Annotated in this window: 19 protein-coding genes; 10 read left to right on the top strand and 9 right to left on the bottom strand. The window is 74.6% G+C overall.

The features are described from left to right. Position 1: 1 nt before the first annotated feature. A complete protein-coding gene (locus ACFWPT_RS19020; protein ID WP_380482920.1) occupies positions 2–2,830 on the bottom strand; it encodes a SpoIIE family protein phosphatase in 2,829 nt (942 codons plus the stop codon). 355 nt (positions 2,831–3,185) lie between these two features. On the opposite strand from ACFWPT_RS19020, the gene ACFWPT_RS19015 reads away from it, so the two are divergent. The 4 genes from ACFWPT_RS19015 to ACFWPT_RS19000 all read left to right on the top strand — a co-directional run bounded on the left by ACFWPT_RS19015 (position 3,186) and on the right by ACFWPT_RS19000 (position 8,649). Continuing rightward, a complete protein-coding gene (locus tag ACFWPT_RS19015; RefSeq protein ID WP_380482918.1) occupies positions 3,186–4,385 on the top strand; it encodes a rhodanese-like domain-containing protein in 1,200 nt (399 codons plus the stop codon). 139 nt (positions 4,386–4,524) lie between these two features. Next, positions 4,525–5,184 carry a DUF5819 family protein gene (locus ACFWPT_RS19010; RefSeq protein WP_363368186.1) on the top strand — a complete coding sequence of 220 codons (660 nt, stop codon included), beginning with the start codon at positions 4,525–4,527 and terminating at the stop codon, positions 5,182–5,184. Next, the gene (locus tag ACFWPT_RS19005) at positions 5,181–6,518 is read left to right on the top strand and encodes an HTTM domain-containing protein (RefSeq protein ID WP_380482916.1); all 1,338 of its coding nucleotides are present in this window, start codon (positions 5,181–5,183) and stop codon (positions 6,516–6,518) included. The genes ACFWPT_RS19010 and ACFWPT_RS19005 overlap by 4 nt, the downstream gene beginning before the upstream one ends. Positions 6,519–6,528: 10 nt before the next feature. Further along, positions 6,529–8,649, top strand: a complete 2,121-nt coding sequence (locus ACFWPT_RS19000; RefSeq protein ID WP_380482914.1) for an FUSC family protein — start codon at positions 6,529–6,531, stop codon at positions 8,647–8,649. 69 nt (positions 8,650–8,718) lie between these two features. On the opposite strand, the gene ACFWPT_RS18995 is transcribed toward ACFWPT_RS19000, so the two are convergent. Then, a complete protein-coding gene (locus ACFWPT_RS18995; protein ID WP_063348437.1) occupies positions 8,719–9,387 on the bottom strand; it encodes a hypothetical protein in 669 nt (222 codons plus the stop codon). Between the two features lie 99 nt (positions 9,388–9,486). Here ACFWPT_RS18995 and ACFWPT_RS18990 point away from each other — a divergent pair, with 99 nt between their 5' ends. Together ACFWPT_RS18990 and ACFWPT_RS18985 are read left to right on the top strand one after the other, a co-directional pair. Next, the gene (locus ACFWPT_RS18990) at positions 9,487–10,224 is read left to right on the top strand and encodes a TetR/AcrR family transcriptional regulator (protein WP_380482912.1); all 738 of its coding nucleotides are present in this window, start codon (positions 9,487–9,489) and stop codon (positions 10,222–10,224) included. A gap of 23 nt (positions 10,225–10,247) precedes the next feature. After that, the gene (locus ACFWPT_RS18985) at positions 10,248–11,003 is read left to right on the top strand and encodes an RNA methyltransferase (RefSeq protein ID WP_363368375.1); all 756 of its coding nucleotides are present in this window, start codon (positions 10,248–10,250) and stop codon (positions 11,001–11,003) included. A gap of 40 nt (positions 11,004–11,043) precedes the next feature. Here ACFWPT_RS18985 and ACFWPT_RS18980 read toward each other — a convergent pair whose 3' ends face one another. From ACFWPT_RS18980 to ACFWPT_RS18955, 6 genes are all read right to left on the bottom strand, one after another. Next, positions 11,044–12,387 (bottom strand): peptidoglycan-binding protein, encoded by a 1,344-nt coding sequence (locus ACFWPT_RS18980; protein WP_380482910.1) that lies wholly within the window; start codon positions 12,385–12,387, stop codon positions 11,044–11,046. A 302-nt stretch (positions 12,388–12,689) separates the two neighbouring features. Then, positions 12,690–13,703, bottom strand: a complete 1,014-nt coding sequence (locus ACFWPT_RS18975) for an XRE family transcriptional regulator (protein WP_380482908.1) — start codon at positions 13,701–13,703, stop codon at positions 12,690–12,692. A gap of 286 nt (positions 13,704–13,989) precedes the next feature. Further along, on the bottom strand, positions 13,990–16,125 hold the full coding sequence (locus tag ACFWPT_RS18970) for a protease pro-enzyme activation domain-containing protein (RefSeq protein ID WP_380482906.1): 2,136 nt from the start codon (positions 16,123–16,125) through the stop codon (positions 13,990–13,992). Positions 16,126–16,597: 472 nt separating this feature from the next. Further along, entirely contained in the window at positions 16,598–18,085 is a 1,488-nt protein-coding gene (locus ACFWPT_RS18965; RefSeq protein WP_380482904.1) for an FAD-dependent monooxygenase, read from the bottom strand. A 156-nt stretch (positions 18,086–18,241) separates the two neighbouring features. After that, positions 18,242–19,942, bottom strand: coding sequence for a phenylacetic acid degradation protein PaaN (paaN, locus tag ACFWPT_RS18960; protein ID WP_063348432.1), 1,701 nt, complete (start codon positions 19,940–19,942; stop codon positions 18,242–18,244). A 197-nt stretch (positions 19,943–20,139) separates the two neighbouring features. Further along, complete coding sequence (locus tag ACFWPT_RS18955) at positions 20,140–21,408, bottom strand: hypothetical protein (protein ID WP_363368170.1); 1,269 nt, start codon at positions 21,406–21,408, stop codon at positions 20,140–20,142. 128 nt (positions 21,409–21,536) lie between these two features. On the opposite strand from ACFWPT_RS18955, the gene ACFWPT_RS18950 reads away from it, so the two are divergent. Next, the gene (locus ACFWPT_RS18950; RefSeq protein WP_063348430.1) at positions 21,537–22,121 is read left to right on the top strand and encodes a TetR/AcrR family transcriptional regulator; all 585 of its coding nucleotides are present in this window, start codon (positions 21,537–21,539) and stop codon (positions 22,119–22,121) included. A 29-nt stretch (positions 22,122–22,150) separates the two neighbouring features. Here ACFWPT_RS18950 and ACFWPT_RS18945 read toward each other — a convergent pair whose 3' ends face one another. Then, positions 22,151–22,597, bottom strand: coding sequence for an Lrp/AsnC family transcriptional regulator (locus ACFWPT_RS18945; protein ID WP_380371340.1), 447 nt, complete (start codon positions 22,595–22,597; stop codon positions 22,151–22,153). 164 nt (positions 22,598–22,761) lie between these two features. Here ACFWPT_RS18945 and pdhA point away from each other — a divergent pair, with 164 nt between their 5' ends. The 3 genes from pdhA to ACFWPT_RS18930 are packed head-to-tail and all read left to right on the top strand — an operon-like array spanning position 22,762 to position 26,206. Beyond that, the gene (gene pdhA / locus ACFWPT_RS18940; protein ID WP_063348428.1) at positions 22,762–23,901 is read left to right on the top strand and encodes a pyruvate dehydrogenase (acetyl-transferring) E1 component subunit alpha; all 1,140 of its coding nucleotides are present in this window, start codon (positions 22,762–22,764) and stop codon (positions 23,899–23,901) included. Further along, on the top strand, positions 23,901–24,905 hold the full coding sequence (locus tag ACFWPT_RS18935; protein WP_380482902.1) for an alpha-ketoacid dehydrogenase subunit beta: 1,005 nt from the start codon (positions 23,901–23,903) through the stop codon (positions 24,903–24,905). The genes pdhA and ACFWPT_RS18935 overlap by 1 nt, the downstream gene beginning before the upstream one ends. Next, positions 24,905–26,206, top strand: a complete 1,302-nt coding sequence (locus ACFWPT_RS18930; protein WP_380482937.1) for a dihydrolipoamide acetyltransferase family protein — start codon at positions 24,905–24,907, stop codon at positions 26,204–26,206. The genes ACFWPT_RS18935 and ACFWPT_RS18930 overlap by 1 nt, the downstream gene beginning before the upstream one ends. Positions 26,207–26,294: the final 88 nt, after the last annotated feature.

Here is a 26,294-nt window from a genome sequence, read left to right as displayed (position 1 = left end):
GTCAGGCGTGCGGCAGGGGGAGTTCGAACCAGACCACCTTGCCGACCGCCTTGCGGGCGGTGCCCCAGCGCTCGGCGAGCTTGGTCACCAGGGTGAGGCCGCGGCCGGTCTCGCCCAACTGCTCGGCCGGCTCCAGCGACGGCAGGTTGTGGTTGTCGTCGCTGACCTCGACCAGCAGCTTGTCCACCCGGATCAGCTGGAGCCGGACGCGGTCCCGGGCCACCCGGACGGCGTTCGTGACCAGCTCGCTGACCAGCAGCTCGGTGATGTCACTGAGCGCCTCCAGGTGCCAGCCGGCCAGCTGCTCGCGGACCAGCGAGCGGGCCCGGCGCACCTCGCGGTGGTCCACCCTGAGGTCCCAGGTGGCCACCTCGGACGGGGCGACCCCGTCGAAGCGGGCCACCAGCAGGGCGACGTCGTCCTTCCGATCGTCCGAGTGCAGCCGCTTGAGCACCACGTCGCAGGCCTGCTCGGGGCTCTGCCGCGGGTCGATCAGATTGCCGCACAGCGCGGCCAGGCCCGCTCCTATGTCGCCGCCCCGGACCTCGACCAGGCCGTCGGTGCACAGCACCAGCATCGAGCCGTCCGAGACGTCGATGGTCTTGGCGACGAACGGCACCCCGCCGACCCCGATCGGAGCGCCGGCCGGGATCTCCAGCAGCTCGCCGGAGCCGTCCGGGTGCACCAGCACCGGCGGGACGTGGCCGGCGCTGGCCAGCTCGCAGGTCCGGTTGATCGGGTCGTAGACCGCGTACAGGCAGGTGGCGAGGTGGTCGTCGCCGAGCTTGTGGGCCAGGTTGTCCAGGTGCCGCAGCAGCTGGCCGGGCGGCAGGTCGAGCGCGGCGAGGGTCTGCATGGCCGTCCGGAAGCGGCCCATCGCGGCCGCCGAGTGCAGGCCGTGGCCCATCACGTCGCCGACCACCAGGGCGACCCGGCTGCCGGGCAGCTGGATCGCGTCGAACCAGTCGCCGCCGACCTCGGCCTTCGGGTCGCCCGGCAGGTAGCGGTGGGCGATCTGGACGCCGGGGATCTGCGGCGGGCGGGTCGGGATCATCGAGCGCTGGAGGGTGGTGGCCACCCTGGCCTCGGCGCGGTGCAGCCGGGCGTTGTCCAGGGAGAGCGCGGCGCGGACGGCCAGCTCCTTGAGGGTGGCGGCGTCGCTCTCGTCGAAGGGGGCGCGGTCCGGCAGCCGGAGCAGCTTGAGGATGCCCAGCACGGTGCCCCGGGCGGACAGCGGCACCACCAGCATCGAGCGGCCGGAGACCACCTGGGCCAGCCGGGCCCCGCCGAGCGCGATCGCGTAGTCGACCGCGACGTCCGCGCTGATCACCGGGACCAGGACCGGCTGGTTCAGCTGCAGGGCCATCCCCGGCGGGGTGCGGCGAGGCATGCTGACCAGCGAGCCCTCGGACAGCACGTGGTCCCAGGCGCCGCCGGTCTCGTTGTAGACCAGGGCGACCCGGCGGAGCATGGTGTCGTCGTCCGGGCGGGCGGCCGGCAGCTCGGAGTCGGAGATCAGCCCGTCCACCAGGTCCACGCAGGCGAAGTCGGCGACCCGGGGGACCAGCACCTGGCAGAGCTCGTGCGCGGTGAAGCCGAGGTCCAGGGTGGTGCCGACCTTGCCGCCGACCTCGTTCAGCAGTGCCAGCTGCTCGCCGGCCTGCCCGTTGGTCAGGAACGGGCTCAGCCGCCCGGACGGGGCGCCCTCGGCGCCGGTGGGGGTCTGGTCGCTACGGCGGGGCGGACGGCCGTTGGCGGGCGGTTCGGCGGCGGCCGGCTCGATGGCGGCTCCTCCTCCGGTCGGGGACGGGGCGGTCGGGGGCGGGGTGGTCGTCGTCGGGGTGGTCGGGGCCGGGGTGGTCGGTGGGACGCCCGCCGGGGCGCCGACGGCGCCGGACGGCTGGGCGGCCGCGGACCGCTCGGCGGTCTCGCGCTGGGCCGGCAGCGGGCCGGGCGTCCGCCCCCGGACCGTCCGGGCCGGGGGCGCGGACTGCTCGGGCTGCGGCGGCGGGCCGACCCGGGCGGCGCGCTGCTGGGCGGTCGGGTAGCGGCGGCCGAGTCCGGCGGCGGCGTGCGCGGCGGCGGTCTGCGGGTCGGCGGGCAGGACCGGCAGCACGGTGGCCGGGTCCAGCCGCAGGGCGGGCAGACCGGCCTGGTCCAGCACGTCGAGCAGCAGCGCCCGGCGGGCGGCCGAACCGGCCGGCAGCAGCCCGGCCAGCCGGTCGGCCGACAGCAGACCGGCGCGCAGCCGGCCGGGCGGGGTCAGGGCCGCGCCCAGCCGGTGGAAGCCGCCCCGGGCGGGCGGGGTGGCGGCGAACGGCAGCAGCCGCTCGCCGAGTGCGAGCCGGGGGCCGGCGGTGCGCAGCGGTCGGGCGTCGGCGGCGAGGGCGAGCAGGCCGCCGAACGGGTCGGGCAGCGGCCAGGCCCACCAGAGCACGTCGCGCAGGTGCTCCTCGCGGTCGATGACGGCCAGCTGGCCGGCCCAGGGGCGCCCGTCGGCGGTCAGCGCGGCCAGGGTGTCCAGGGCGTCGCAGCGGCGGCGCACGGCGGACCCGGCGGCCTGGCCGGGGGCGGCGAGCGGCTCCACGGCGGGCAGCAGTCCGCTGGCCGGCCGGTCGTGGGCGACCTCGGCGCGGTGCCCGAACAGTTCCTCGGCGGCCCGGCTCCACTGGGCGATCCGTCCGGCCCGGTCGATCAGGACGAGGGCGAGCCGGACCAGGGCGGCCACGCCGGTCGGGTGGTCACCCGGTACGGCCTCGGCGTCCGCCGGACGCGGTGTGGAGTTGGACTCGGCCACCATGGATTCGGTCTGCTCCCGCCTGGCCGCCACGCCTGGAGGCGGCCGTCTCTCCGGAGGAAGGCACGCTGTGCGGAAACCCGGGGCGTGTCCTGTGGATCGTGCCGGGCTTGAGGGCGTGTCTGAACGAGTCCGCCGGGTGCCCGACGCCGCGCGCTGATCCGACGCGAATCATCAGACACGCCCTAGCGAAGCACGGACCGGCCCGGGCGTGATAGCGAAACGGGGAGATTCCTCAGGATCGGTTGCGTGCCGTGCGGCGCGCGCCGGTTCGCACTCCCCGTTCACCCGGACGGGGCTTTCGCGCGCGAGGGTAGGGTGGCAGGCCGGGCCACCCCGCGAGGCGGCTCCGCAGGACGCAGCCGGCCGGACGAGACAGAGGCGAGAAGTGACCGCGCAGAGCCCCGTCCGCTGGACGGACCCGCAGCAGCAGGAGTTGGAGGAGCGGGTCGCCGCCGCCGAACTCGCCTGGCTCAGCATGGACGTCGACGTGCAGACGCTGCGGGTCGAGATCGACAACTTCGCGCTGATCCACCATCAGCTGCTGGGTCCGCTCTACGCCCGGCTGGACGAGCTGGAGGCGCTGGTCGCCGAGGCGGTCGCGGCCAGGACCGGGCACCCCGAGGACCTCCGCCGGGCCGCCGAGGCCCGCCGGCAGGTCGACGAACTGCCCGACCTCGACGCGCTGTTCGACTCCGTCCGGGAGCAGGAGGCGGCCCCGCCGCCGCCCGCCGCGCCGGCCCGGGTGCGCCCCGGGCGGGACGCCCAGCGGATCTACCGCGAGCTGGTCCGCCGGGCCCACCCCGACCTCAGCACCGACCCGGCCGAGCAGCAGCGCCGGGCCGCGTTCCTGGCCCGGGTGAACGAGGCCTACGCGGTCGGCGACGCCGCCGCGTTGGAGGGCCTGTCCGCGGAGTGGTCCACCGCGCCCGAGGCCGCGCCCGGCACCGACTCCCCCGACCGGCTGGAGTGGCTGCGCCGCCGGCTGGAGTGGCTGACCGGCAAGATCACCGAGACCGCCACCGAGCAGGTCCGGCTGGAACAGACCCCGATGGGCCAGCTGCTCGCGCTGGCCCCGCAGGACCCGGACCGGCTGCTGGAGCAGCTCGCCGAGGAACTGCTCGCCAAGGCCGCCGCCCAGCAGGCCGAACTGGAGCGGCTGCTAGGCGCCCCGGCCGCCCCGGCCGCGGCGGGCGACGGCCACCGGCAGCCGGTGGGCGACAATGGCACCGACCCGACCCAGCCCCAGGAGAGCCACACGATGTTCGCGCAGATCCCCTCCACCACCGCCGCCGCCGTGCCCGCCGACGCAGCCCTGCTGGACGTGCGCGAGCAGGACGAGTGGGACGCCGGCCACGTGGACGGCGCGCTGCACATCCCGCTCGGCGAGGTCATCGCCCGGATCGGCGAACTGCCGGACGGGAAGCTGTACGTGCTCTGCCGGGTCGGCGGCCGCTCCGCGCAGGTCGTCCAGTACCTGGTGCAGCAGGGCCGGGACGCGGTGAACGTGGACGGCGGCATGTACGCCTGGGAGGGCGCGGGCCGTCCGATGGTGAGCAGCACCGACCAGGACGCCTTCGTCCTGTAGGTCTGCAGGCCTGTGGCCTCGTAGCCCCGTGGTCCGGTGGCCCCGTCCGGCACCGTCGTGTTCGCCCGGTAGGGCAGGATGGGCGCGCGACCGCGCCGGGACGGGACCCGGGCGGCGCGCCGACCGGGCCGGGGAGGCCATGACGGAGACGACGGACCGCCCGGCCGCCGGACGGGTCTGGTCGACGCCCGCGCAGCTCGTGCTCGGCCTGACCGCGGCGGTGCTGGTGGTCGGCACCGGGCTCTTCCTCGCGGCGGTGTTCCTGCACGTCGCGCCGGCCAACTCGCTGTCCCGGCAGTACCGGGACGAGGTCGACGGCCTGGTGTACCCGGAGTTCGAGCAGAACTGGCGGCTGTTCGCGCCGAATCCGCTGCAGCAGAACGTCAGCCTGGACGCCCGGGTGCGCACGGCCGCCGCCGACGGCACCACCCGTACCCGCGACTGGACCGGGCTGACCGCGCAGGACCTCGCCGCGATCCGGCACAACCCCGCCCCCAGCCACGTCGACCAGAACGTGCTGCGCCGGGCCTGGGACTTCTACGACGGCTCGCACAACCCGCAGGACGAGGCGCTGACCAACACCCGCGGCAGGCTCGCCGAGCAGTACCTCAAGCGGATCGCGCTGCAACGGATCGGCCGGGAGGTGGACGGCGAGCGGATCCTGGAGATCGAGTTCCGGGCCACCGCGGTGACCGTCCCGCCGCCGTCCTGGAGCGGCGAGGCCGCGCCACCGGCGCCGAAGGTGCGGGAGCTGCCCTGGTGGCCGGTGGACGACGAGGACTACCGGGAGCTCGGGTGAGCGAGGTGTCGCCGGAGGTGTCGCCCGAACTCTCGCCCGACGTGGCGTCCGAGTTCTCGCCCGAGTTCTCGCCGGAGGTATCGCCGCAGCCCGAGCAGCGGTGGTCGGAGGGCATCCCGCGCCAGGCCGGGCAACCGCCCGCCGTCGGCTCGGCCCCCGGGCTCCGGCCAGACCCGGCGCCGCGCGGGCCCGGCCCGGCCGACCTGGCCGCCCGGGCGATGGCCGCCTTCACCGGGCGGGCGCTGGGCCGCCACCAGGCCGCCGTGGTGCGGATCGGCTTCGGGCTGGTCTGGCTCGCCTACCTGCTGCGCGAGTGGCCCAACCGGCGGGTGCTGTACGGGGACCGGTCGCCCTGGTCGATGGACCTGGCCGAGCGGCTGCTGACCGACAACGGGGCGTTCACCGTGCTGCCGTGGTTCGGCGGGCGGCCCTGGTCCGAGCTGGTCTACCACCTGGCGGTGCTGGCCGCCGTCGCGGTGGTGCTGGGCTGGCGGACCAGGGCGAGTGCGGTGCTGTTCCTGGTCACCGTGCTGTCGCTGCAGAACCGCAACGTCTTCCTCGGCGACGGCGGCGACAACGTCGTCCACCTGATGGCGGTCTACCTGGTCTTCACCCGCTGTGCCGAGGTGTGGTCGCTGGACGCCCGGCGGGCCCGGCCGGGGCGGGCCGGGGTGGTGCTCTGGGTGCTGCTCGGCGCCGTCCTGGCGGCCTGCCAGGTCGGCGGCTTCTCCGGCGAGAGCCTCACCTGGACGGTCCGGACCTTCCCGTACGTCGGCTGGGCGCCGTTGTTCTGGGGGCTCTGGGCGGTGGCCGGGCTCTGGTGGACGCTCGGGCGGCTGCGGCCGGACGGCGAACCGCGCGCGGTGCTCGACGCGCTGGCGAACATGGTGCACAACTGCGCGATGCTGGTGATCGCCGTCGAGGTGGTGCTGATCTACGCGACGGCCGGCTGGTACAAGGTGCAGGGCTCGCGCTGGCAGGACGGCACCGCGCTGTACTACCCGCTGCACCTGGACTACTTCACGCCCTGGCCGTGGCTGTCCGGGCTGGTCGGCTCGGCGCTGCTGCCGGTCTTCCTGATCTCGTACGGCACGGTGGTCGTGCAGGTCGCGTTCCCGTTCACGCTGCTCAACCGGCGGGTCAAGAACGTGCTGCTGGCCGTGCTGCTGGCCGAGCACCTGGGGATCGCGCTGCTGCTCGGGCTGCCGGTGTTCTCGCTCGCGATGATCGCGGCGGACGCGGTGTTCCTGCCGACCAGCGCGCTGCTCTGGGCGGCGGCGCGGCTGCGGCGGATCCGGCGGTCACGAGCGCCGGTCGCCGAGGGCGTGCCCTAGGCTGACCCGTATGTCCTGGTTCGCCGCCCTTCGCGACACCGCGCGGACCGGACTCACCCTCGACCGGGCGCTCACCGACCCCAAGCGGGCCCTGCGCGGGGCCGTCGCGGTGGCGTTGGTGCTCTTCCCCACCCTCGCGCTCGGCGGGGTCGCGCTCGCCACCTCGGCCGCGATGGGCGCCTTCATCGCCGGCACGGCCACCTTCCAGCGCAGCTTCCGGCCCCGGGCCAGCCTCGCCGTCGCGGCCGGGGCCGGGCTCGGGGTCAGCACCTTCCTCGGCTACCTGGCGGCCGGGGTGCCCGGGTTGTTCCCGGTGCTGCTCGCGGTGTGGGCCTTCGGCGCCGGGCTCGCCTGGGCGATCGGGCCGACCGCCGGGGTGGTCGCGACCAACACCGTCTCGGTGATGCTGATCGTCGTCCAGCTCCCGGTCAGCGCGACCGCCGCGCTCGGACACGGGCTGGTCGCCGCCCTCGGCGGGGTCGTCCAAGCCGTCGTCATCACCCTGTGGCCGATCGGGAGCTGGAGTGCCCAGCGGGACGCCCTCGCCGACACCTACGCGGAACTCGCCGACTACGCACGCAGGTTGAGGCAGGATCCGACCGCGCACGTCGACCCGGCACCGTTCATGACGGCCCGGCACGCCGCCGCCCTGACCCCCTGGCAGGACCGCCACCGGCCGGCCGAACTGCGCGGCCTGCGCGGCCTCGCCGAGCGCATCCGGCCCACCCTGGCCGCGCTCGCCGACCCCAAGGTGGGCGCCCCGGAGGAGGGGCCCGAACGCGACCGGGCCCGTGAGGTGCTGGCGGCCGCCGCCGAGGTCATGGACGCCCTGGCCCGGGCCGTCCGCACCGGCGACCCCGTCCGGCTGCCCCGCTCGGCGCCCACGCTCACCCTGGTCCCGCCGGACGAGGGGCCGCGGCTGCAGGGGGCGGCCCGGCGGTCGGCCCGCCGGCTGGGCGGGCTGCTGCGCAAGGCCGCGGACACGCTGGAGCGGGGCGACGCGGACACCATCACCACGCCCGTGATCGGCGCGGGCGGGGCGCTGCACAAGCCGTCGATCCTCCGGATGCTGCCGGTCGCGCTGCGGACGGTGCGCCGGCAGCTGCGGCCGCGCTCGGCGATCTTCCAGCACGCCGTCCGGCTCGCCGGGGTGGTCACCGTCGCCTACCTGCTGGCCCGGCTGGTCGGCTTCCACCACGGCTACTGGGCGCCGATGACCGCCGCGATGGTGATGCGGCCGGACTTCGCCCAGACCTACAGCCGGGGTGTCGCCCGGCTGGCCGGGACGGTCGTCGGGGTCGCCGTCTCGACGCTGGTGGTGCAGCTCACCCACCCCGGGGAGTGGGTGCTGGCCGCGCTGGCCGTGCTGTGCATCGGCGGGTCGTACCTCGCGTTCCGGACCGGGTACGCGCTGACGACGGTCGGGATCTCGACGTACGTGGTGTTCCTGCTCGGGCTCCAGGCCGGGAACCCGCTCACGACGGCTTTCGAACGGGTCGGGCTCACCCTGCTCGGCGGGTCGGTGGCGCTGGTGACGTACGCGCTCTTCCCGACCTGGCAGACCGCCCGGCTCGGGGAGCGGCTGGCCGAGTGGCTCGCCGCCGCCGGGCGGTACGCGGCCGCGGTGGTCGCCTGCTACGAGGACCCGGCCGCGCCGCGCGGGCGGGCGGTGCGGGCCGCGCTGCTGGACTCCCGGGAGGCCCGCTCGGAACTGCTCCAGGCCATGCAGCGCGCCGACGCCGAACCGGGCCGGCACGCCTCCGGGCTGCCCGGGGTGTCCCGGCGCCAGGTCGACCGGGCCCGGGCGGCCGTCGGGCACCTGGGGCGGGTCGCCGTCCTGCTGGAGGCGCACCTGCCGGCCGCCGACGCCGACCCGGTGCCGGGGACGGCGGAGTACGCGGAGGAGCTGCGGCTGGCCACCGCGCTCGCGGGGGCGGCGCTGCTCACCGGGCAGCCGGTGGAGTTCGGCGCCGTGCGGGAGGCGCAGGCGCGGCTGGAGGAACGGCTGGCGCAGGCGCCGGCGGGGGTGCAGCGGGACGTGGTGCGGGCGGGGACGCGGCTGCTGGGGCAGGCGCTGAAGGACCTGGAGCGGGCGCTGCGGGGGCGGGAGGACGTGCGGGGGCCGCAGTAGGCGCCGTTCGCCCCTCCTGGAAGGGCGAACGGCGGGGGCGAACGGAGGGGGGCGAACGGCGCCGGGGCGTCAGGCGGCGCGGGCGGCGGCCTCCAGCCAGTTGGCGAACTCGCAGGCGAAGTGCCACTGGTGGCCGGTGCCGAGGAGGGCGGGGGCGGCCTCGGGGAACTGGACGGTGAGGCGGATCCGCAGGCCGTCCGGGGTGTCGGCGAACTCGTGCATCACCCGCAGCACCTCGGTGCCGTCGGCGAGGGTGCCGGTGCCGCCGATGCGGACCGGGAAGGCCTGGTGGCCGGGCCCGGCGATCGGGACGTCGTCGTGGAAGCGCAGGAAGAAGCGGGCCGGGCCGGTGCCGAGGGTCTCGATGATCTCGACCCGTTCGCCGGTGGAGTCGGCCAGGTAGTGCTCGGGGTTGGCGGCGAGCAGGGCGTCCCGGTCGGGGGCGTGCAGGCGGCCCTGCCACCAGGTGAGGAAGCGGTCGGCGTCGATGCCGGTGGCGGTGAGCTCGGTGACGGCGGTGCTCCACCGGCCGCCGGAGGCGTGGGCCCAGGCGGCCAGGGCGGTGTCGGCGGCGGTGGTGTCGGGGGTGAGCAGTTCGCGCGTCCGGTCGTCGCCGAGGCGCTGCTTGAGCAGGCGCAGGGCGGTGCGGGCGCGGTCGAGCTCCCAGGCGAGGACGGCCTCGCGCGGGTGGCTGGTGCCGTCGATGTCGGTGTGGACGGTGAGCGCGGTGGTGGTCACGGCGTCACTCCTCGGCTCCTCAACGATGCGGAGAGATTTTCTCCGCTTCACTGGACGCTAGCATAGGGGGAGAGAATTTCTCCGGTTAGGGAGTTGCCGATGAGGGCCGACGCGGAACGCAGCCGGCGCAGGATCCTGGACGCCGCCTGCGAGGTGTTCCTGGAACGGGGCCCGGACGCCCCGCTGGACGCCGTGGTCCGGCGGGCCGGGGTCGGCCCGGCCACCCTCTACCGGCGCTTCCCCGACCGGGAGGCCCTGGTCCGCGCCCTGGTCACCGACCTGCTGGCCCGGCTCGCCGAGGCCGCCGCACAGGCCCGCCGCGACGAGACCGACCCGTACCGGGCGCTGCGCCGCTTCGTGCACGCCGCCGCCGACCTGCGGATGGGCGCGGCGATCGTGGTGCTGCTGGAGCGGCTGGTGGTGGACGAGGACCTGGTCGCCGTCCGCCGCGACGCCGTCACCGCCGTCGAGGCACTGCTGCGCGCCGCCCAGGACGCCGGGCGGCTGCGGGCCGACGTGGGGATGGGCGACCTGGTGCTGCTCTGCGTCCGGGTGTCCCGCCCGCTGCCGGGCGCGCTGGCCGCGCTCGACGCGGACGGCTCGCTGGTCCACCGGCACCTCGACCTCGCGCTCGCCGGGCTGGCCGCCGATCCGGACGGCCCGACCGGCCGGCCGCTCGGCTTCGACGAGGTGATCGCCGCCGCCGGCCGCCCCGGCGAGCCCGACCCCGGCGGGATCGTCCCGGGCGGGGTGGCCCCGGATCAGACGGTCCTGGATCAGGTGGCCCTGAATCAGACGGCCCTGGATCGGACGGCCTCGGACGAGGTGGCAGAGTGAACGCCATGAACGCCATGAACGCCATGGACGACGAGGTGCTGCGGGCGTGGCGGGCGGCGGAGCGGGAGCCGGGGGCCGTCCTGCTGGACGGGTTCCACCCGCTGAAGCACGCGCTGCGCTTCGGCGGGGACGTCCGGCGGGTGCTGACCGCCGACCGGGCGGCGCTGCTGGCCCTGGCCGGGGAACTGGCGCCGGACGTCGCCCCGGCACTGGACGCGCTGGCGGTGGAGTTGCCCGAGGACCGGCTGCGGACGCTGGCACCCCGGCTGCACCCGACCGGGGTGGTCGCCCTGGCCGCGCGGCCGTCCGTCGGGGCGAACCTGGCGGCCCTGGCCCGGCGCCCGCGCCCGGCCCCGGTGGTGCTGCTGGAGAACCCGCGCAACCTGGGCAACGTCGGGGCGGTGATCCGGCTGGCGGCCGGCTTCGGCGCCACCGGCGTGGTGACCACCGGCGATCTGGACCCCTGGCACCCGACCGTGCTGCGCGGCAGCGCGGGCCTGCACTTCGCCACCGCGGTGGAGCGGCTGGCCCTGCCGGAGCTGCCCGCCGGGCCGCTGTACGTGCTGGACCCGGAGGGCGCGGACATCCGGACGCTGCCGTTCCCGGACGACGCGCTGCTCGCCTTCGGCACCGAGCGGCACGGCGTCTCGGCGGAGCTCAAGGCGCGGGCGGACCACCTGGTCTCGGTGCCGATGCAGCCGGGGGTGTCCAGCTTCAACCTGGCCACCAGTGTGGCGATGGGCCTCTTCCACTGGATGTCGTCGAAGCCGCGGGGGTGAGGCGTGGCGCCCGCCGGGCGGGCACCACGCCGTTCACGGGCTAGGCGAAGAGCCGGCGCCAGGTGTCCGGGCCGGGGTAGCCGTCGGCCTCGGCGCCGCGCCAGCCCTGGGCCTGCTGGAAGGCCTGGACGGCCCGCCGGTCGCTCTCGCTCCAGCGCGGGCCGGGGCCGACGCCGTACGAGCCGCCGAAGCCCTTGCGGACCAGCTGCTCGCCCAGCAGGCGGACCTGGTCGTTGTTCTGACCCGGCCCGAAGTACTGCCGGCCGGGGAAGGCGGGCGCCCCGGTGCCGGGCCCGACCGGCGGCGGTGGCAGCGGGGTGGTGCCGGCGCCGATGGCGCGGCCCTTGCCGTTGACCAGGTAGTCCCAGGTGTCCTTGCCGGGGATGCCGTCGGCCTCGGCGCCGCGCCAGCCCTGGGCCTCCTGGAAGGCCTGGGTGGCCCGCCGGTCGGCCTCGCCCCAGCGCGGGTCGGGCCCCTCGGAGTAGAACCGGGCGCCGCCGCGCTGCACCAGCAGCCGGCCGAGCTCGGTGACGTACGCGTTGTTCGCGCCGGGGCCGAACTTGTCCGCGCCCGGGAAGGCGGTGGCCGGGGCGCCGTCGTTGCTGCCGCCGGACAGGCCGGTGTAGCGGTACGGGACGTAGGCGCCGGAGTTGTTCCAGTAGGCGTACGGGGTGTCGCGCTTCTTGGTGCCGGGGGAGGTCTGCTCGTAGGCGAGGTAGCGGGTGAGGGAGGAGTCCGTCCAGCCGCCGAAGATCGTCACGTGCGACCCGGACTGCGGGCTGGCCGGGTTGTTGTAGATCAGCACGTCGCCGGGCTGGAGGTCGGCCTTGCCGATCCGCTCGGCGAAGTTCGGCAGGGTCCAGGTGGTCTGGCTGCTGCCGAGGCCCCAGGCCATCGAGACGAAGCCGGAGCAGTCCTGGCGGTAGCCGTCCGACCAGTAGCTGCCCATGCCGTACGGCACCTGTTGGTCGACCCAGCCCTGGGCGCGCTGGATGATCTGCGCCCGGGTGGGCGGCTGGGCGGCGGCGCGCGGGGCGGCGAAGGCGCGGGCGCCGGGCGCTTGGCCGTAGAGGCCGCTGACCTCGCCCTGCGGGGTCTGCGGGGGCTGGGCGGTGCTGCTGCCGCCCGGGGTGGGGCCGGGGGTGGGGGCGGCGGTGGCGTGTCCGGCGGCGGCCGTCCCGCCGCCCACCGCGGTGCCGACGGCGGCCATCAGCACGGCGGCCCGGCGGCGGATGCTGCGGGCCGCGGCGTGCCCGCCCTCGTGGACCGGTGCGGCGTGCCGCCGGGCGCGGCGGCGGGCGCTGCAGCCCCCGCATATGCAGTCCTCGTCCGGTTCGACCTCGTCGAACTCCAGCAGCCGGGACAGGTGGTCGGTACGGGTCATGCTCCGCCTCTTTCCTGCGGTCTTCCTGGTCGACGCCTGACGGCGTGACAGGACTGGCCTTCCCGGGCCGGCCCCGCGTGTTATCGGGACCAAAGTCCCAAAGCGGGCGGAAGGTGGCACGGCGGATTGCGCCGGACGGGTGACAACCGTTCGGCGGCCCGGGCGTGGCGGGGGCGAGGAGGAGGCGGTAGTGCCGGCGCCGGGCCTGGCGGTCGGTCAGGCGTGGCGGGGGTGCGCGGGCCGGTTCGAGGACGGCGGGGGCGGCTGGATGTCAGGGATGACTGGACGCCGGGAGGGGGCGGCTACTGCCACTCCCAGCGGATGCCGATGTGCCCGGGCTGCTGGTCCGGGGCGAGCACGTGGGCACTCGCGGAGGCGCCGATCCAGAGCTGCTCGCGGCGGTGGTCGACGTCCGCGCCCGGCTCGCGGTCGTAGCGCTCGCAGTGTGCGGGGACGGCCGCCGGGTCGAAGTGCACCTGGAGCACGTACTCGCGCACCGGGGTGGCGAAGCGGCGGCTGTACTCCAGCGTCGGGCCGCCCGGCGGGATCTCCACCTCGTACTCGAAGACCGTGCTGTCGCCGAGCGCCAGCGGGCGGTCCAGCATCAGCTCGCCGACGGTCAGGCCGGTCTCCGGGCGGCGCCGGACCCGGCCCAGTCGGCCGTGCCGCACCGAGGTGATCTCCGGGCAGCCGGTCGCCTCCTCGTCGGCCTTGTGCACGACCAGGCAGCGGCCCACGCCGCCGACGGTGGCGCGCACCACCTGGCGCATCCGCAGCAGGTTGCCGCGCCGCTCGGCGTCCACGTAGTACGAGTCGTGGATGCTCAGCCGCTCCAGTTCGCCCTGCGGCGGGGCGTCCAGCTCGGCGAAGATGTCCGCGATCTGCCGTTCGCCCGGCCAGACGTCCTCCAGGCCGAGGTGGCAGGTGTTCGCGACGGCGGCCCAGCGGCCGCGCGGGCGGGGCGGGCCGAGCAGCGAGGTGAGCGCGCTGTGCGGCAGTCCGAGCAGTTCCTCCAGCAGGTGGACGGCCCTCAGCGAGCTGGCCCGTTCGGGCTGGCTGCGCCCGCGCCGCCAGTAACTCAGCGTCGTGACGCTGACTCTGACGCCGCGTTGGGTGAGGGCGGCTCTGATCCTGTCCAGGCTGAGGCCGCTGGCCTCGATGGCCAGGTGCAGGGTGTCCGCGAAGCCGCCCGGGGCGGTGGCCCGCCCGGCGTGCGCGGGTGCCGGAGGCGGTGCGGGTGCGGACGGGCCGGGGCGCTCCGGGCGCAGTCCGACCAGCCGGAGTCGCGCGGAGTCCTGAGGCTGCTGTGCGGCCATGCGGTGACCCTCCCCGCCAGGTGAGTTCGGAGGGGCCTGGCCGGCGCCGAGGCTCGCCGCCGACGGCTTCACCGAGCTTTGGGGAACCCTATGCACGGTCGAGAGGCTACGTCATCAGTCGTGCGTATGACAGGGGTCACGGCAGGTGAACCGAAGGGTTAGTGATCTTGAAACAGTTCGGAAACACACGCCCGCGCCGCCCGCCGCGCCGGGCGGACGCACACCGCCGGGGCGGGCCCTGTCGGCGCCGCCCCGGCGGGGGTCAGGTGGTGCTACCCGCTGGTGGTCAGTTGACGTTCAGCGCGACGTCGTCGATCACGAAGCTGGTCTGGTTGGAGCCGTCCTCGGTGCCGGTGAACTTGATGGTCACGCTCTTGCCGGCGAAGGAGGAGAGGTCCAGGGTGCGCTTCACGTAGCCGGCGGCGGCGTTGACGTTGGAGTACGTCGCCAGCGTGGTGCCGTTGGCCTGGACGGTCAGCTTGTCGTACGCGGTGGTGCCGGTCTCCGCGGTGTCGATGTGCAGCCAGAAGGTGAGGCTGGCGGACTTGCAGCCGGCCGGCACCGAGACGGTCTGCGACAGGGTGTCGGTGTGGGCGCTGCCGTAGCCGTCCAGCCAGGCCTTCCAGCTGCCCGAGTGGGCCGCCTGCGAGGAGCTGTTGTCGACCACGCCGCTGGAGGTGGTCCACGGGGCGGCGGTGCCGGTCTCGAAGCCGCCGTTGCCGACCAGCTGGGCCGCGGTGCAGCCGCCGGGCGGGGTGGTGGAGCCGCCGCCGAGCAGGGCGGTGGTCAGGCCGTCGGCGATCGGGGTGCCCCAGCCGGTGACCTGGTCGTAGCCCGTCCCGGCCGGGAAGTCCTGGTTGGAGCCGCTGGTCACGTCGTGGAAGGCACCCGAGTAGTTGCTGCTGTTCGCGACCGCGTACAGCTTCGGGCTCGCCTCGCCCAGGACCGGCTGGCCGGCCGCCTTGGCCTTCTGGTTGAACTGGGCCGCGTAGCCGGCCCACAGCGGCGCCGCCGCACTGGTGCCGCCGTAGACCTGCCAGGAGCCGGCCGTGTAGATCGCGAAGCCGCTCGCCGGGTCGGCGTTGGAGGAGACGTCCGGGACGGTGCGCATGGTGCCGGTGCCGGTCTGCCAGGTCGGCTTGCCGAACACGGTGGAGACGCCGCCGCCGGCGCCGCTCCAGGCGCTCTCCGAGGAGTACGAGGTGCCGGACACCTGGAGGTTGGTGCCGCCGACGCCGGTCTGGTGCGGGCTGGACGCCGGGAAGTCGACCGCCTTGACCGACGAGCCGCTGGTGGAGCGGGTGCAGTCGCGGGAGCCGTCGTCACCGGAGGCGGAGAAGATCGAGATGCCCTGGGCGGCGGCCTGCTTGAAGGCGTTGTCCACGGCCGTCATCGAGGCGGCGGTGGTGTCCGGCTCGCAGGAGCCCCACGAGATCGAGATGACCGAGACCTGGTTGTCGGCCACGATCTTGTTGGCCATGTCGATCTCGCCCTGGTCGCTGTTGGGCGCCTCGTAGACCAGCTGGGTCGCCTTCGGCGCCGCGCCGCGGACGATCTCGCTGTCCAGCTCGACCTCGCCCTGGCCCTGGCCGGGGGCGGAGTCGTAGTTGGCGCCGTCCACCGAGACCGTGGAGACGGCCGGGCCGGACAGGCCGTACTGCGAGTCGTAGGTGGTCAGGTTGGAGGACGAGTAGCCGTCGAACTCCCAGAGGGCGACCGTCGTGCCGGTGCCGTCGGCGCCGGTCTTGTTCAGGTTGTAGGCGCCGTCGTACTGCGACGGGCCGAAGCCGCTCGGGGTCGAGGAGGCCGTGTGCGGGGTGACCGAGTTCGGCTTGGCCAGGCGGTTCTTGCGGACCGCGTGGTTGTCCAGGCCGCTCACGCCCTGGACCACGTCGGCCAGGTCGGCCGGGACGGAGGCGGCGGCGTCGTTGGCGAAGAAGGCGCGCTGCAGCTGCGGGTCGACGTAGGAGCTCTCGTGGGTGCCGAAGGCCTGCGAGATCTGCGCGTTGGTGCCGTGGGCGCTGACCACCTGGCGGTTGGCGCTCACCTCGGTGACGGTCAGGCCCTGGGCGGCCAGGTAGGTCTTGACCTGGTCGACGGCGGCCTGGGTCGGCCCGAACCGGGCGGTGAACTGCTCCGGCGTCAGGTACTTGCCGAACTCGGGGGTGCCGGGGGTGGCGACCGCGGTGAGGAAGTGGTCCAGGGCGGCGGTGTCACGCAGCTTCAGGCTGACGGCCACCGAGATCTGCTGCTCGGCCGGGACGTCGCCCTTCTTCTCCGAGTGGGCCACCGCCGGGTTGACGGTGTTCGGGAGCGCGACACGGGGAGCGGGGGCGGCCTGCGCGGTGGAGACACCGAGCGAGACGGCGGTCAGCGGCAGTACGGCTATCGCCGCGGCGAGGGCAAGGGAGCGGGGGCGCAACGGATCCTCCTCTGGCCGGCTGTGGGGGCCGGCAAGGGGCCAGAGCGTTCCGGAGTCGAAAACGCTGGCTAGAACATGACAGAACCAGTGCGCAAAGTGGCTCATGGTCAAGCAATTCGTTGCTAAAAAACAGTCAACTGTGGACACCCGGAATGCGGGGATTCCATACAGTGAATGGCCCGGATTCCGGAACCGGTCCCTACCGGTGGGGGGGCGGAAGGGACGGACGTGGAATCGGGTGGGGCCGGGCGGGAAGCACGGCCGGCGTGGGCCGAATGACGACGCGCGGAAATCGGGCGCGGGTGGCGCGGAACTATGTGAAAGGCGCGGCCCGGCAGCTGCTCTGACGTCGGGCCGGGAGGGACCGACGGAGGGGGCCGGGCGGGTATGGCGGAGGGCCTGGAAGCCCTGACGGCGGGCCGGGGGGGGGGGGGGGGGGGGGGGGGGCCCCCCCCCCCCCCCCCGGCGGGGGTCAGGGGGTGCCGAGCCAGGCGGTGAGGGCGGTGCGGAGCTCGCCCTGGCCGGGGTCGACGGCGCCCCAGGCGGCGTAGCCGTCCGGGCGGATCAGCAGGACGGTGTCGCGCAGCTTGCCGTGCGGGTCGGCCGGGGCGGCGGTGACCATGCGGTCCGCCCAGGGCTCGGCGGCGGCCAGCTCGTCGTTGCTGACCAGGACGAACTTCCCCGCGCGCAGCGCCTCGTAGAGCCGCTCGGGGGCGGCCGGGGCGCCCTCGACGGGCTTGCGCAGCGCCGTCAGCCGCAGGTCCGGGACGCGCTTGCCGACCTGCGGGTGGGCGTCCTTCGGGGCCGGGTAGGAGATGTCGATGCCGGAGACCATCCGGGCGCCGCGCTCGGTGACCAGGTCGAGGTGGCCGCCGAGCGTGGTGAGCGCCCCGCGCAGTGCGCGGGTGGGGGCGGACTCGGCGAGGGCGAGCCGGATCAGCGCGCCGGAGGTGCGCAGCACCGTCCGGCCGACCGGGTGCCGTTCGCTCTGGTAGGTGTCGAGCAGGGCGTCGGTGGCGCGGCCCTGGAGGGCGGCGGCGAGCTTCCAGGACAGGTTGGCGGCGTCCTGGAGGCCGGTGTTCATGCCCTGGCCGCCGGCCGGGGAGTGGCAGTGCGCGGCGTCGCCGGCCAGGAAGACCCGGCCGGAGCGGTAGTTGGGGGCCTGGCGCTCGTCGCTGTGGAAGGTGGAGCTCCAGCGGACGTCGTGCAGGCCGTAGTCCTCGCCGAGGGTGGTCCGGGCGATGGCGGCGAGGCGCTCCGGCGAGGGGGTGGTGCCGTCCGGTTGCCGCTCCTTGCGGTCCCAGGCGATCAGCCGGTACCAGCCGTCGCCGAAGGGGGCGAGGAAGGAGAAGCCGGTCTCGTTGGCGCCGACGGTGATGGTGTCGGCGGGCTCGCGCTCCAGCCGGACGTCGGCGAGCATCACGGAGTCGACCACGGATTCGCCGGGGAACGGGATGCCGAGCAGGTCGCGCACGGTGGAGCGGACGCCGTCGGTGCCGACCGCGTACCGGGCGGTGAAGGTGTTCCCGTCGCGGGTCTCCAGGGTGACGCCCTCGGCGTCCTGGCGCAGGGCGGTGACCTCGGCGCCGCGCAGGATGGTCGCGCCGGCCTGCTCGGCGCGCTCCTGGAGCAGCCGTTCGACGTGGTACTGCGGCGTGATCAGGACGAACGGGAAGCGGGTGGGCAGCGAGCTCAGGTCGATGCCGAAGCGGTCGAACATCCTCAGGCCGGTGACCGGGCGGCCGGTGGCGATGAGGTCGTCGGCGAGGCCGCGGGCGTCCAGGAGCTCCAGGCTGCGGGCGTGCACGGCGAAGGCCCGGGTCAGGTTGGACTCGGCGCCGCGCTTCTCCAGGACGGTGACGCCGACCCCGGCCGCGGCGAGATCGCCGGCCAGTAGCAGTCCGGTCGGTCCGGCACCGACGATCAGGATGTCGGTGGCGGTCGTCGGCTTCGCGGTCATGTGTCAGCTCCCGGTGTTCGGAGGGCGGTTGGACGCCGTGTCCGGCGTTCTCCCAGACTCCATCATCCAGGGCCCGCGGGGAGCTGTGAACCGCCGGGCCCCGGCGGTGGGTGACCGCCGGGGCCCGGAGCGGATCGGACGGGGCCGGGACGGCGCTCAGCCGTGCCGGCGGACCTCCACGGTACGGAACCGGTTGGCGACGAACGCGCCGTCGCAGTAGGCCGAGTTGGCGGCCGGGTTGGCACCGGTGCCGTGCAGGTCGGAGAAGGCGGCGGTCTGGTTGGGGTAGACGCCGCCGGTCAGGTTGAGCGAGAGCGAGACGCCGGCGTCGAGCGCGGCCGCCACCAGCAGGCCCTCCACCTCGGGCGAGGTGGTGTAGCCGGAGGCGGTCATGGCGCCCTTGTCGCGGACCGTGGTGCGCAGCAGTTCGACGGCGGCGGGGGTGGACTCGACGGCGACGGCGAAGGAGACCGGGCCGAAGCACTCGGTGCGGAAGACCGCGCGGTCGTCCGGCTTGTCGGCGTCCAGCTTGACCAGCGCGGGGGTGCGGACGGTCGCGCCGGGGAAGTCCGGCGAGGTCACCGCGCGCGGGGCGAGGGCGAGCTCGCCGTACTCGCCGCCGGCCGCGGCGGCCGAGCGCTGCAGCACGCCCGGGTTGACCACGGCGCCGAGGATGGCGGCGGCGCGGGCGTCGTCGGAGAGCAGGCCGTCGATGGCGGCGGCGAGGTCGGCGACGACCTGGTCGTAGGACTTGTCGCCCTGGTCGGTGGCGATGCCGCCGCGCGGGATCAGCAGGTTCTGCGGGGTGGTGCACATCTGGCCGCTGTAGAGCGAGAGGGCGAAGGCCAGGTTGCCGAGCATGCCCTTGTAGTCGTCGGTGGAGTCGATGACGACCGCGTTGACGCCGGCCTTCTCGGTGTACACCTCGGCCTGCTTGGCGTGCTCCTCCAGCCAGTCGCCGAAGGCGGTGGAGCCGGTGTAGTCGATCAGCCGGATCTCGGGGCGGACGGCGAGGGTCTGGGCGACGGTGCCGCCCTCGTGCTCGACGGCCAGGCAGACCAGGTTGGGGTCGTAGCCGGCCTCGGCGAGCACCTCGCGGGCGGTCCGGACGGTCAGCGCGAGTGGCAGCACGGCGCGCGGGTGCGGCTTGACCAGCACCGGGTTGCCGGTGGCCAACGAGGCGAACAGGCCGGGGTAGCCGTTCCAGGTGGGGAAGGTGTTGCAGCCGACCAGCAGCGCGAGGCCGCGCGGGACGACGGTGAACTCCTTGGTCATCACCAGCGGTTCGCGCTTGCCCTGGGGCTTGGTCCAGCCGGCCCGGCGGGGCAGCCGGGTCTGCTCGGCGTAGGCGTAGGTGACCGCCTCCAGGCCGCGGTCCTGGGCGTGCGGGCCGCCGGCCTGGAAGGCCATGCCGTAGGCCTGGCCGGTGGTGTGCATGACGGCCTGGCCGAACTCGTGGGAGCGGGCGTTGATCCGGTGCAGGATCTCCAGGCAGACGGCGGCGCGTTCCAGCGGGGTGGCGGCGGCCCAGTCGGGCCGGGCGGCGCTCAGCGCGGCGATCAGCGCGTCCGGCTCGGCGTGCGGGTAGCCGATGCCCAGCTCGATGCCGTACGGGGAGGCTTCGCCGCCGACCAGGTCGCCGTCGGCGGGGTGGCCGTCGAGGGTGAACGGCTTGCCGAGCAGGGCGTCGAAGGCGGCCTTGCCGTCCGCCGGGCCGCTCTCGCCGTACGCCTTCGGGAACTCGGGGTAGGGCGACCAGTAGTCGCGCTTGGCGGCGGCGTCGAGGGCGGCGTCCAGGGTGGCCTGGTGGCGCTCGACCAGCTCGCCGACGAGGGGGTGGGTGACCGCTGCGGACATCTGTGCGCTCCTCAGGAGGGAGGACGGGACACGTCACAGGGTAACCGAACGATCGGTCGGCTCAAGAGGGTGCAGGGGACGGAATCCGGGAAAACGCACGGGGGCGGTGTCCGGAAACGCGCGGGCGCGGTGTCCGGAAAACGCGCGGGGGCGCGTCCGTGGTGGACGCGCCCCCGTGGGCCGGTGCCGGGCAGGGCCTACGGCACGCCCAGCTCGAAGATGACGTACCCCGCGTACCAGCCGGAGGCGACCGCGCCGAACCCCAGCACCGCGGCCAGCACCGGCCAGCTGAGCTTGCGCATCGCCACCGCGAGCGCGATCAGCAGCGGGAACGCCGGCAGCAGGTAGCGCGAGACGTTGCCGAAGATGCCGAGGCTCCCCAGCACCGAGACGATCGTGGCCAGCGTGTAGGCGGTGAGCACCAGCGGCGGGCGCAGCCGGATCAGCAGCACGATCAGCACGGGCAGGGTGAGCACGATCAGGGTGGCGAAGAGGTCCGGCACCGGGAACGCGAACGGGTAGTCGTTGCGGCCCAGCAGTACGCCGCGGATCGCGTGCCAGGTGCCCTGGCCCCAGTCGAAGTAGTGCAGCCAGGCGTCGTGCTGGAGCCGGAAGTAGCCGCCCCACTCGCCCATCCGCCAGCCCACCCAGGCCACGTAGCCGAGCAGGCCGACCGGGGCCAGCAGCATCGCGGTCAGCGGGCGCAGGACGCCGCTCTCGCGCCGGTACAGCTCCACCAGCGCGGCCAGGCCGACCGCGCCTATCAGCGCCGCGGCGGTCGGCCGGTTGAGCCCGGTGACCAGGGTGATCACCCCGGCGGCGACCCACTGCTTGGTCATCACGCAGTAGCAGGCCCAGGCGGCCAGCGCGACGAAGGTGGAGTCCGAGTAGACCGCCCACTCGGCGCCCGAGCCCGGGGCGATCGCCCAGATCCCGGCCGCGATCACGCCCGCCCTGGGGCCGGCCATCCGGTCCACCACGGCGTAGATCCCGGCGGCGGCGAACAGCGAGGCCACCACCGACACCAGCATCCCGGCGCCGTACAGGCCGAGGCCGGTGACGTCCGAGGTCATCCGCATCAGGCCCGGGTAGAGCGGGAAGAACGCGGCGGAGTTCTGCTCGACGGAGAAGCCGACCGGGCCGTTGGGGATCGTGACCAGCGCCGGGTGGTAGCCGAACTGGGCCACCTGCTGGTACCACCAGCCGTCCCAGGTGGCCAGCACGTCCCAGGGGTTGGCGCCGCCGCCGAACCGGGCCGGCTTCTTGAGGTAGTCGCCGGAGAAGGAGAGCAGCTTCATGAAGACGGTGAAGCCGATCAGCTTCAGCACCGCGTAGCACCACACCGCCGGCCCGAACCGGACCACCAGGGCGCGGGCGCCTTCCCGCCAGCCGCTGCCGGGCACGCCCCCCGGATCATCGCTGCGCTGCTCGGGCACGTCGGAGGCGACGGCCGGTATTGCGTTCATTCGGACTGGACCCCACCCTGCTGGACGTGGACGATCGTCCGCCGAGTCTAGGGCCTGCGCATCGGGGCCTGGTGTGGACCAACCGACCCGATCGCGTACGGCGCGGGGCGGCCGGGGATACTCGGAGGATGGCCGATCACAGCACGCGTACCGCCTACACCGTGGAGTCACTGCTCGCGGTGACCGTCGACGTGTTCAACGAGCGCGGCTACGACGGCACCTCGATGGAGGACCTGTCCCGGGCGGCCGGGATCTCCAAGTCGTCCATCTACCACCACGTCCGCGGCAAGGAGGAGCTGCTGCGGCTGGCCGTCGGGCGGGCGCTGGACGGGCTGTTCGCGATCCTGGCCGAGCCGGCGGCGGTGCGGGGCCCGGCGGTGGAGCGGTTGGAGCACGTGGTGCGCCGCACCGCCGAGGTGCTGCTCGCGGAACTGCCGTACGTGACACTGCTGCTGCGGGTGCGCGGGAACACGGTGACCGAGCAGTGGGCGCTGGAGCGGCGCCGGGAGTTCGACCACCAGGTCGCCGAGCTGCTGCGGGCGGCGGTCGCGGACGGTGCGCTGCGCGCGGACGTCGAGCCGCGGTTGGCCACCCGGCTGCTGTTCGGGATGATCAACTCGATCGTGGAGTGGTACCGGCCGGGCCTCAAGGGCACCGACGGCGTCGCGGACGCGGTCGTCCACCTGGCCTTCGACGGGCTGCGCGCGCGGTAGCCGCCACCGGCCGGCCGGTGGCCCGGCCGTCAGTCCGGGGGGACCTGGTCGGTCTCCTCGAAGATCAGCATGGTCCGGGTGCCGAGCACCTGGGGGATGGACTGGATGCTGCCCAGCACCAGCTCCCGCAGCGCGTGGTTGTCCGCGGTGTGCACCAGCAGCAGGACGTCGAAGTCTCCGCCGACCAGGGCGATGTGGGCGACCCCGGGGAGCTCCAGCAGCTGCCCCCGGACCGTGCGCCAGGAGTTCTGGACGATCTTCAGGGTGATGTACGCGGACGCGCCCTGACCTGCCCGTTCGTGGTCGACGCGGGCGGTGAAGCCGCGAATGATGCCGTCCTCGACCATCCTGGAGATCCGGGCGTAGGCGTTCGCCCGGGACACGTGCACCCGCTCGGCCACCGAGCGGATCGAGGCGCGGCCGTCCTGCTGCAGCAGCCGCAGGATCGAACGGTCGACCCGGTCGAGTCTGGACATCTGTTCAGCCGACATGACCCCCCACCCTCGCCGATTGGACACACTGCCACCAGTCGACCGCCGCTCAGGCCGAATGTCCACCACCTTGTCACGCTTCTGGTCAAGATGAACAGACGACCGAACAATCGGTAGGGAGCCCCCGCCACCCCAGGAGGTGCCCCGAGATGACCGTTCTCGACCACAGACACCACACGGCGGTGCCCGGCTGGACCCCCGGGGCCACCGCCCCGCGGACCGACCCGGCCCCCCTGCTCCCGGACGCCTCACCGGTCCGGGTGCTCGGCACCCCCGCGCTGGAGAAGTACGACCCCGCACTGCTGCGCGAGCTGTACCGCCGCCTGGTGGTCGGCCGCCGCTTCAACCAGCAGGCCACCACCCTGACCAAGCAGGGCCGGCTGGCCGTCTACCCGGCGTCCACCGGCCAGGAGGCCTGCCAGGTCGCCGCCGCGCTGGTGCTCGGCGAGGCCGACTGGCTGTTCCCCAGCTACCGCGACACCCTCGCGGTGGTCTCCCGGGGCGTCGACCCGCTGGAGGCGCTGACCCTGCTGCGCGGCACCGCCCACACCGGCTACGACCCGCGCGCCACCCGCACCGCCCCGCTCTGCACCCCGCTCGCCACCCAGGCCCCGCACGCCGTCGGGCTGGCGCACGCCGCCCGGCTGGCCGGCGAGCCGGTGGTCGCACTGGCCATGCTCGGCGACGGCGGCACCAGCGAGGGCGACTTCCACGAGGCGCTGAACTTCGCCGCGGTGCTCCAGGCACCGGTGGTCTTCCTGGTGCAGAACAACGGCTACGCGATATCCGTCCCGCTCAGCGCGCAGTCCGCCGCGCCCACCCTCGCCCACAAGGCCGTCGGCTACGGCATGCCGGGCCGGCTGGTGGACGGCAACGACGCGCCCGCCGTGCACGGCGTCCTGACCGAGGCGGTCGAGCGGGCCAGGACCGGCGGCGGCCCGACCCTGGTCGAGGCGCTCACCTACCGGGTCGAGGCGCACACCAACGCCGACGACGCCACCCGCTACCGCACCGATCCGGAGGTGGCCGCCTGGCGGGAGTACGACCCGATCCTGCTGATGGACCGCTCGCTGCGCGAACTCGGCGTCCTGGACGACGCGCTGGTGCAGTCGGCGGCCGACGAGGCGGAGGCGCTGGCGGCCCGGATGCGGGCAGAGTTCCACGCCGACCCCGAGCTGGACCCGATGGCGCTGTTCACCCATGTCTTCGCCGAGCCGACCCCGCAACTGCGGGAACAGGCCGCCCAGTTGTCCGCCGAGCTGGCCGCCGAGGCCGAGGTGCAGCACTGATGAACCAGACGGCCACACCGACCCGTACGGCGACCATGGCGCAGGCGCTCAACGCGGCGCTGCGCGACGCCCTGCGCGAGGACCCGGCGGTGCACGTGCTCGGCGAGGACGTCGGCGCGCTCGGCGGCGTCTTCCGGATCACCGACGGGCTGACCGCCGAGTTCGGCCCCGACCGCTGCCTGGACACCCCGCTGGCCGAGGCCGGCATCCTCGGCACCGCGATCGGCATGGCGATGTACGGGCTGCGCCCGGTCGTCGAGATGCAGTTCGACGCCTTCGCCTACCCGGCGCTGGAGCAACTGTTCTCGCACGTCGCCAAGATGCGCAACCGCACGGCCGGGCGGCTCCCGCTGCCGATCACCGTCCGCATCCCGTACGGCGGCGGCATCGGCGGGGTCGAGCACCACAGCGACGCCTCCGAGGCGTACTACGCGGCCACCCCCGGCCTGCACGTGGTCACCCCGGCGACGGTCGCCGACGCGTACGGGCTGCTGCGGGCCTCGATCGCCTCCGACGACCCGGTGGTCTTCCTGGAGCCCAAGCGGCTCTACTGGGGCAAGGACGGGTTCGACCCGGCCGCGCCGGTCGAGCCGATCGGCCGGGCCGTGCTGCGGCGGGCCGGCACCTCCGCCGTGCTGATCACCTACGGGCCCTCGCTGCCGGTCTGCCTGGAGGCGGCCGAGACGGCGAAGGCCGAGGGCTGGGACCTCGCGGTGCTGGACCTGCGCACCCTGGTGCCGTTCGACGACGAGACGGTCTGCCGGGTGGTGCGCTCGCTCGGCCGGGCCGTGGTGGTGCACGAGGCGAGCGGCTTCGGCGGCACCGGTGCGGAGATCGCCGCCCGGGTCACCGAGCGCTGCTTCCACCACCTGGCCGCGCCCGTGCTGCGGGTGACCGGCTTCGACATCCCGTACCCGCCGCCGATGCTGGAGCACCACCACCTGCCCGGGGTGGACCGGATCCTGGACGCGGTCGCCCGGCTGCAGTGGGAGGACCGAGGATGATGCCCGTCGTGCGCGAGTTCCGGCTGCCCGACCTCGGTGAGGGACTCACCGGGGCCGAGGTGGTGCGGTGGCTGGTCGAGGTCGGCGAGGTGATCGCGGTCGACCAGCCGGTGGTGGAGGTGGAGACCGCCAAGGCCGTGGTGGAGGTGCCCTGCCCGTACGGCGGGGTGGTCACCGCCCGGTACGGCGAGGAGGGCGAGGAGATCGCCGTGGGCGCGCCGCTGGTGACGGTCGCGGTGGCTCCGGCGGACGGGGCCTCGCTGCTGGCCGAGGCGGCGGCCGGGATGCTGGCCGAGGCGGCGGCGGAGGTGGAGCGGCCGCTGGTCGGGTACGGGGTCGCCGAGCCGGGGAAGGGCGGGCGGCGGCGCCGGGTGGGGGGTGCTGTTCCTGTTGCTGTTCCGGTTGTTGTTGCTGCTCCCGCGCTGGTGGTGCGGACCGTTCCGGGCGTGGTGCCGGTGATCTCGCCGCTGGTGCGGCGGCTGGCCCGGGAGCAGGGGGTCGACCTGGCCGCGCTCTCCGGCAGCGGCCCGGACGGGCTGATCATGCGTGCGGACGTCGAACGGGCGGTCGCGGTGAAGGCGGCGGCCCCGACGGCTCCGGCGCCGGTGGCGCGGGAGGGCGTCGTCCCGCTGCGCGGGCTGCGCAAGGCGGTGGCCGAGAAGCTCAGCCGCAGCCACCGGGAGATCCCCGCCGTGACCTGCTGGGTGGACACCGATGCCACCGAACTGATGTTGCTGCGGCGGCAGTTGAATGCCGACCCGGGCCCGAAGGTGAGCGTGCTGGCGCTGCTCGCCCGGATCTGTACGGTCGCGCTGGCCCGCTTCCCGGAACTCAACTCCATTATGACGGAGGACGGTTCGGGCATCATCCGGCACTCGGCGGTGCACCTGGGCTTCGCCGCGCAGGGCGAGCGGGGTCTGGTCGTCCCGGTGGTGCGGGACGCCCACGCCCGCACCACCGAGCAACTCGGCGAGGAGCTGGGCCGGTTGACCGAGGCGGCGCGCGACGGCTCGCTCACCCCGGCCGAACTGACCGGCGGCACCTTCACGTTGAACAACTACGGGGTGTTCGGCGTGGACGGCTCCACCCCGATCCTGAACCACCCCGAGGCGGCGATGCTCGGGGTCGGCCGGATCGTCGCCAAACCCTGGGTGCACGAGGGGGAGTTGGCGGTGCGCGAGGTCGTGCAGCTGTCGTTCACCTTCGACCACCGGGTCTGCGACGGCGGGACGGCGGGCGGCTTCCTGCGGTTCGTCGCGGACTGCGTGGAGCGGCCGGGGACGCTGCTGCGGCAGCTCTGAGCACGGCTCGGTCGCCCTGGGTGGCGTGCTCCGCACCCAGGGCGACGGGGCGCGAATCGAGGGAGAGTAGCGCGTCCCGGGCCCGGGT

Source organism: Kitasatospora sp. NPDC058478, from assembly GCF_042720345.1.
Taxonomy (GTDB): Bacteria; Actinomycetota; Actinomycetes; order Streptomycetales; family Streptomycetaceae; genus Kitasatospora.
This window is presented reverse-complemented; position numbering and strand designations above follow the sequence as displayed.

What these genes read in the sequence shown, in the direction of transcription:
- ACFWPT_RS18990 (WP_380482912.1), top strand. Translation starts at nt 9,487, where the DNA reads ATGAGGGCCGACGCGGAACGCAGCCGGCGCAGGATCCTGGACGCCGCC.
- ACFWPT_RS18945 (WP_380371340.1), bottom strand. Translation starts at nt 22,597, where the DNA reads ATGTCCAGACTCGACCGGGTCGACCGTTCGATCCTGCGGCTGCTGCAG.
- paaN (WP_063348432.1), bottom strand. Translation starts at nt 19,942, where the DNA reads ATGTCCGCAGCGGTCACCCACCCCCTCGTCGGCGAGCTGGTCGAGCGC.
- ACFWPT_RS18975 (WP_380482908.1), bottom strand. Translation starts at nt 13,703, where the DNA reads ATGGCCGCACAGCAGCCTCAGGACTCCGCGCGACTCCGGCTGGTCGGA.
- ACFWPT_RS18965 (WP_380482904.1), bottom strand. Translation starts at nt 18,085, where the DNA reads ATGACCGCGAAGCCGACGACCGCCACCGACATCCTGATCGTCGGTGCC.
- ACFWPT_RS18930 (WP_380482937.1), top strand. Translation starts at nt 24,905, where the DNA reads ATGCCCGTCGTGCGCGAGTTCCGGCTGCCCGACCTCGGTGAGGGACTC.
- ACFWPT_RS18980 (WP_380482910.1), bottom strand. Translation starts at nt 12,387, where the DNA reads ATGACCCGTACCGACCACCTGTCCCGGCTGCTGGAGTTCGACGAGGTC.
- ACFWPT_RS19010 (WP_363368186.1), top strand. Translation starts at nt 4,525, where the DNA reads ATGACGGAGACGACGGACCGCCCGGCCGCCGGACGGGTCTGGTCGACG.
- ACFWPT_RS18950 (WP_063348430.1), top strand. Translation starts at nt 21,537, where the DNA reads ATGGCCGATCACAGCACGCGTACCGCCTACACCGTGGAGTCACTGCTC.
- pdhA (WP_063348428.1), top strand. Translation starts at nt 22,762, where the DNA reads ATGACCGTTCTCGACCACAGACACCACACGGCGGTGCCCGGCTGGACC.
- ACFWPT_RS18985 (WP_363368375.1), top strand. Translation starts at nt 10,248, where the DNA reads ATGGACGACGAGGTGCTGCGGGCGTGGCGGGCGGCGGAGCGGGAGCCG.
- ACFWPT_RS19000 (WP_380482914.1), top strand. Translation starts at nt 6,529, where the DNA reads ATGTCCTGGTTCGCCGCCCTTCGCGACACCGCGCGGACCGGACTCACC.
- ACFWPT_RS18935 (WP_380482902.1), top strand. Translation starts at nt 23,901, where the DNA reads ATGAACCAGACGGCCACACCGACCCGTACGGCGACCATGGCGCAGGCG.
- ACFWPT_RS18955 (WP_363368170.1), bottom strand. Translation starts at nt 21,408, where the DNA reads ATGAACGCAATACCGGCCGTCGCCTCCGACGTGCCCGAGCAGCGCAGC.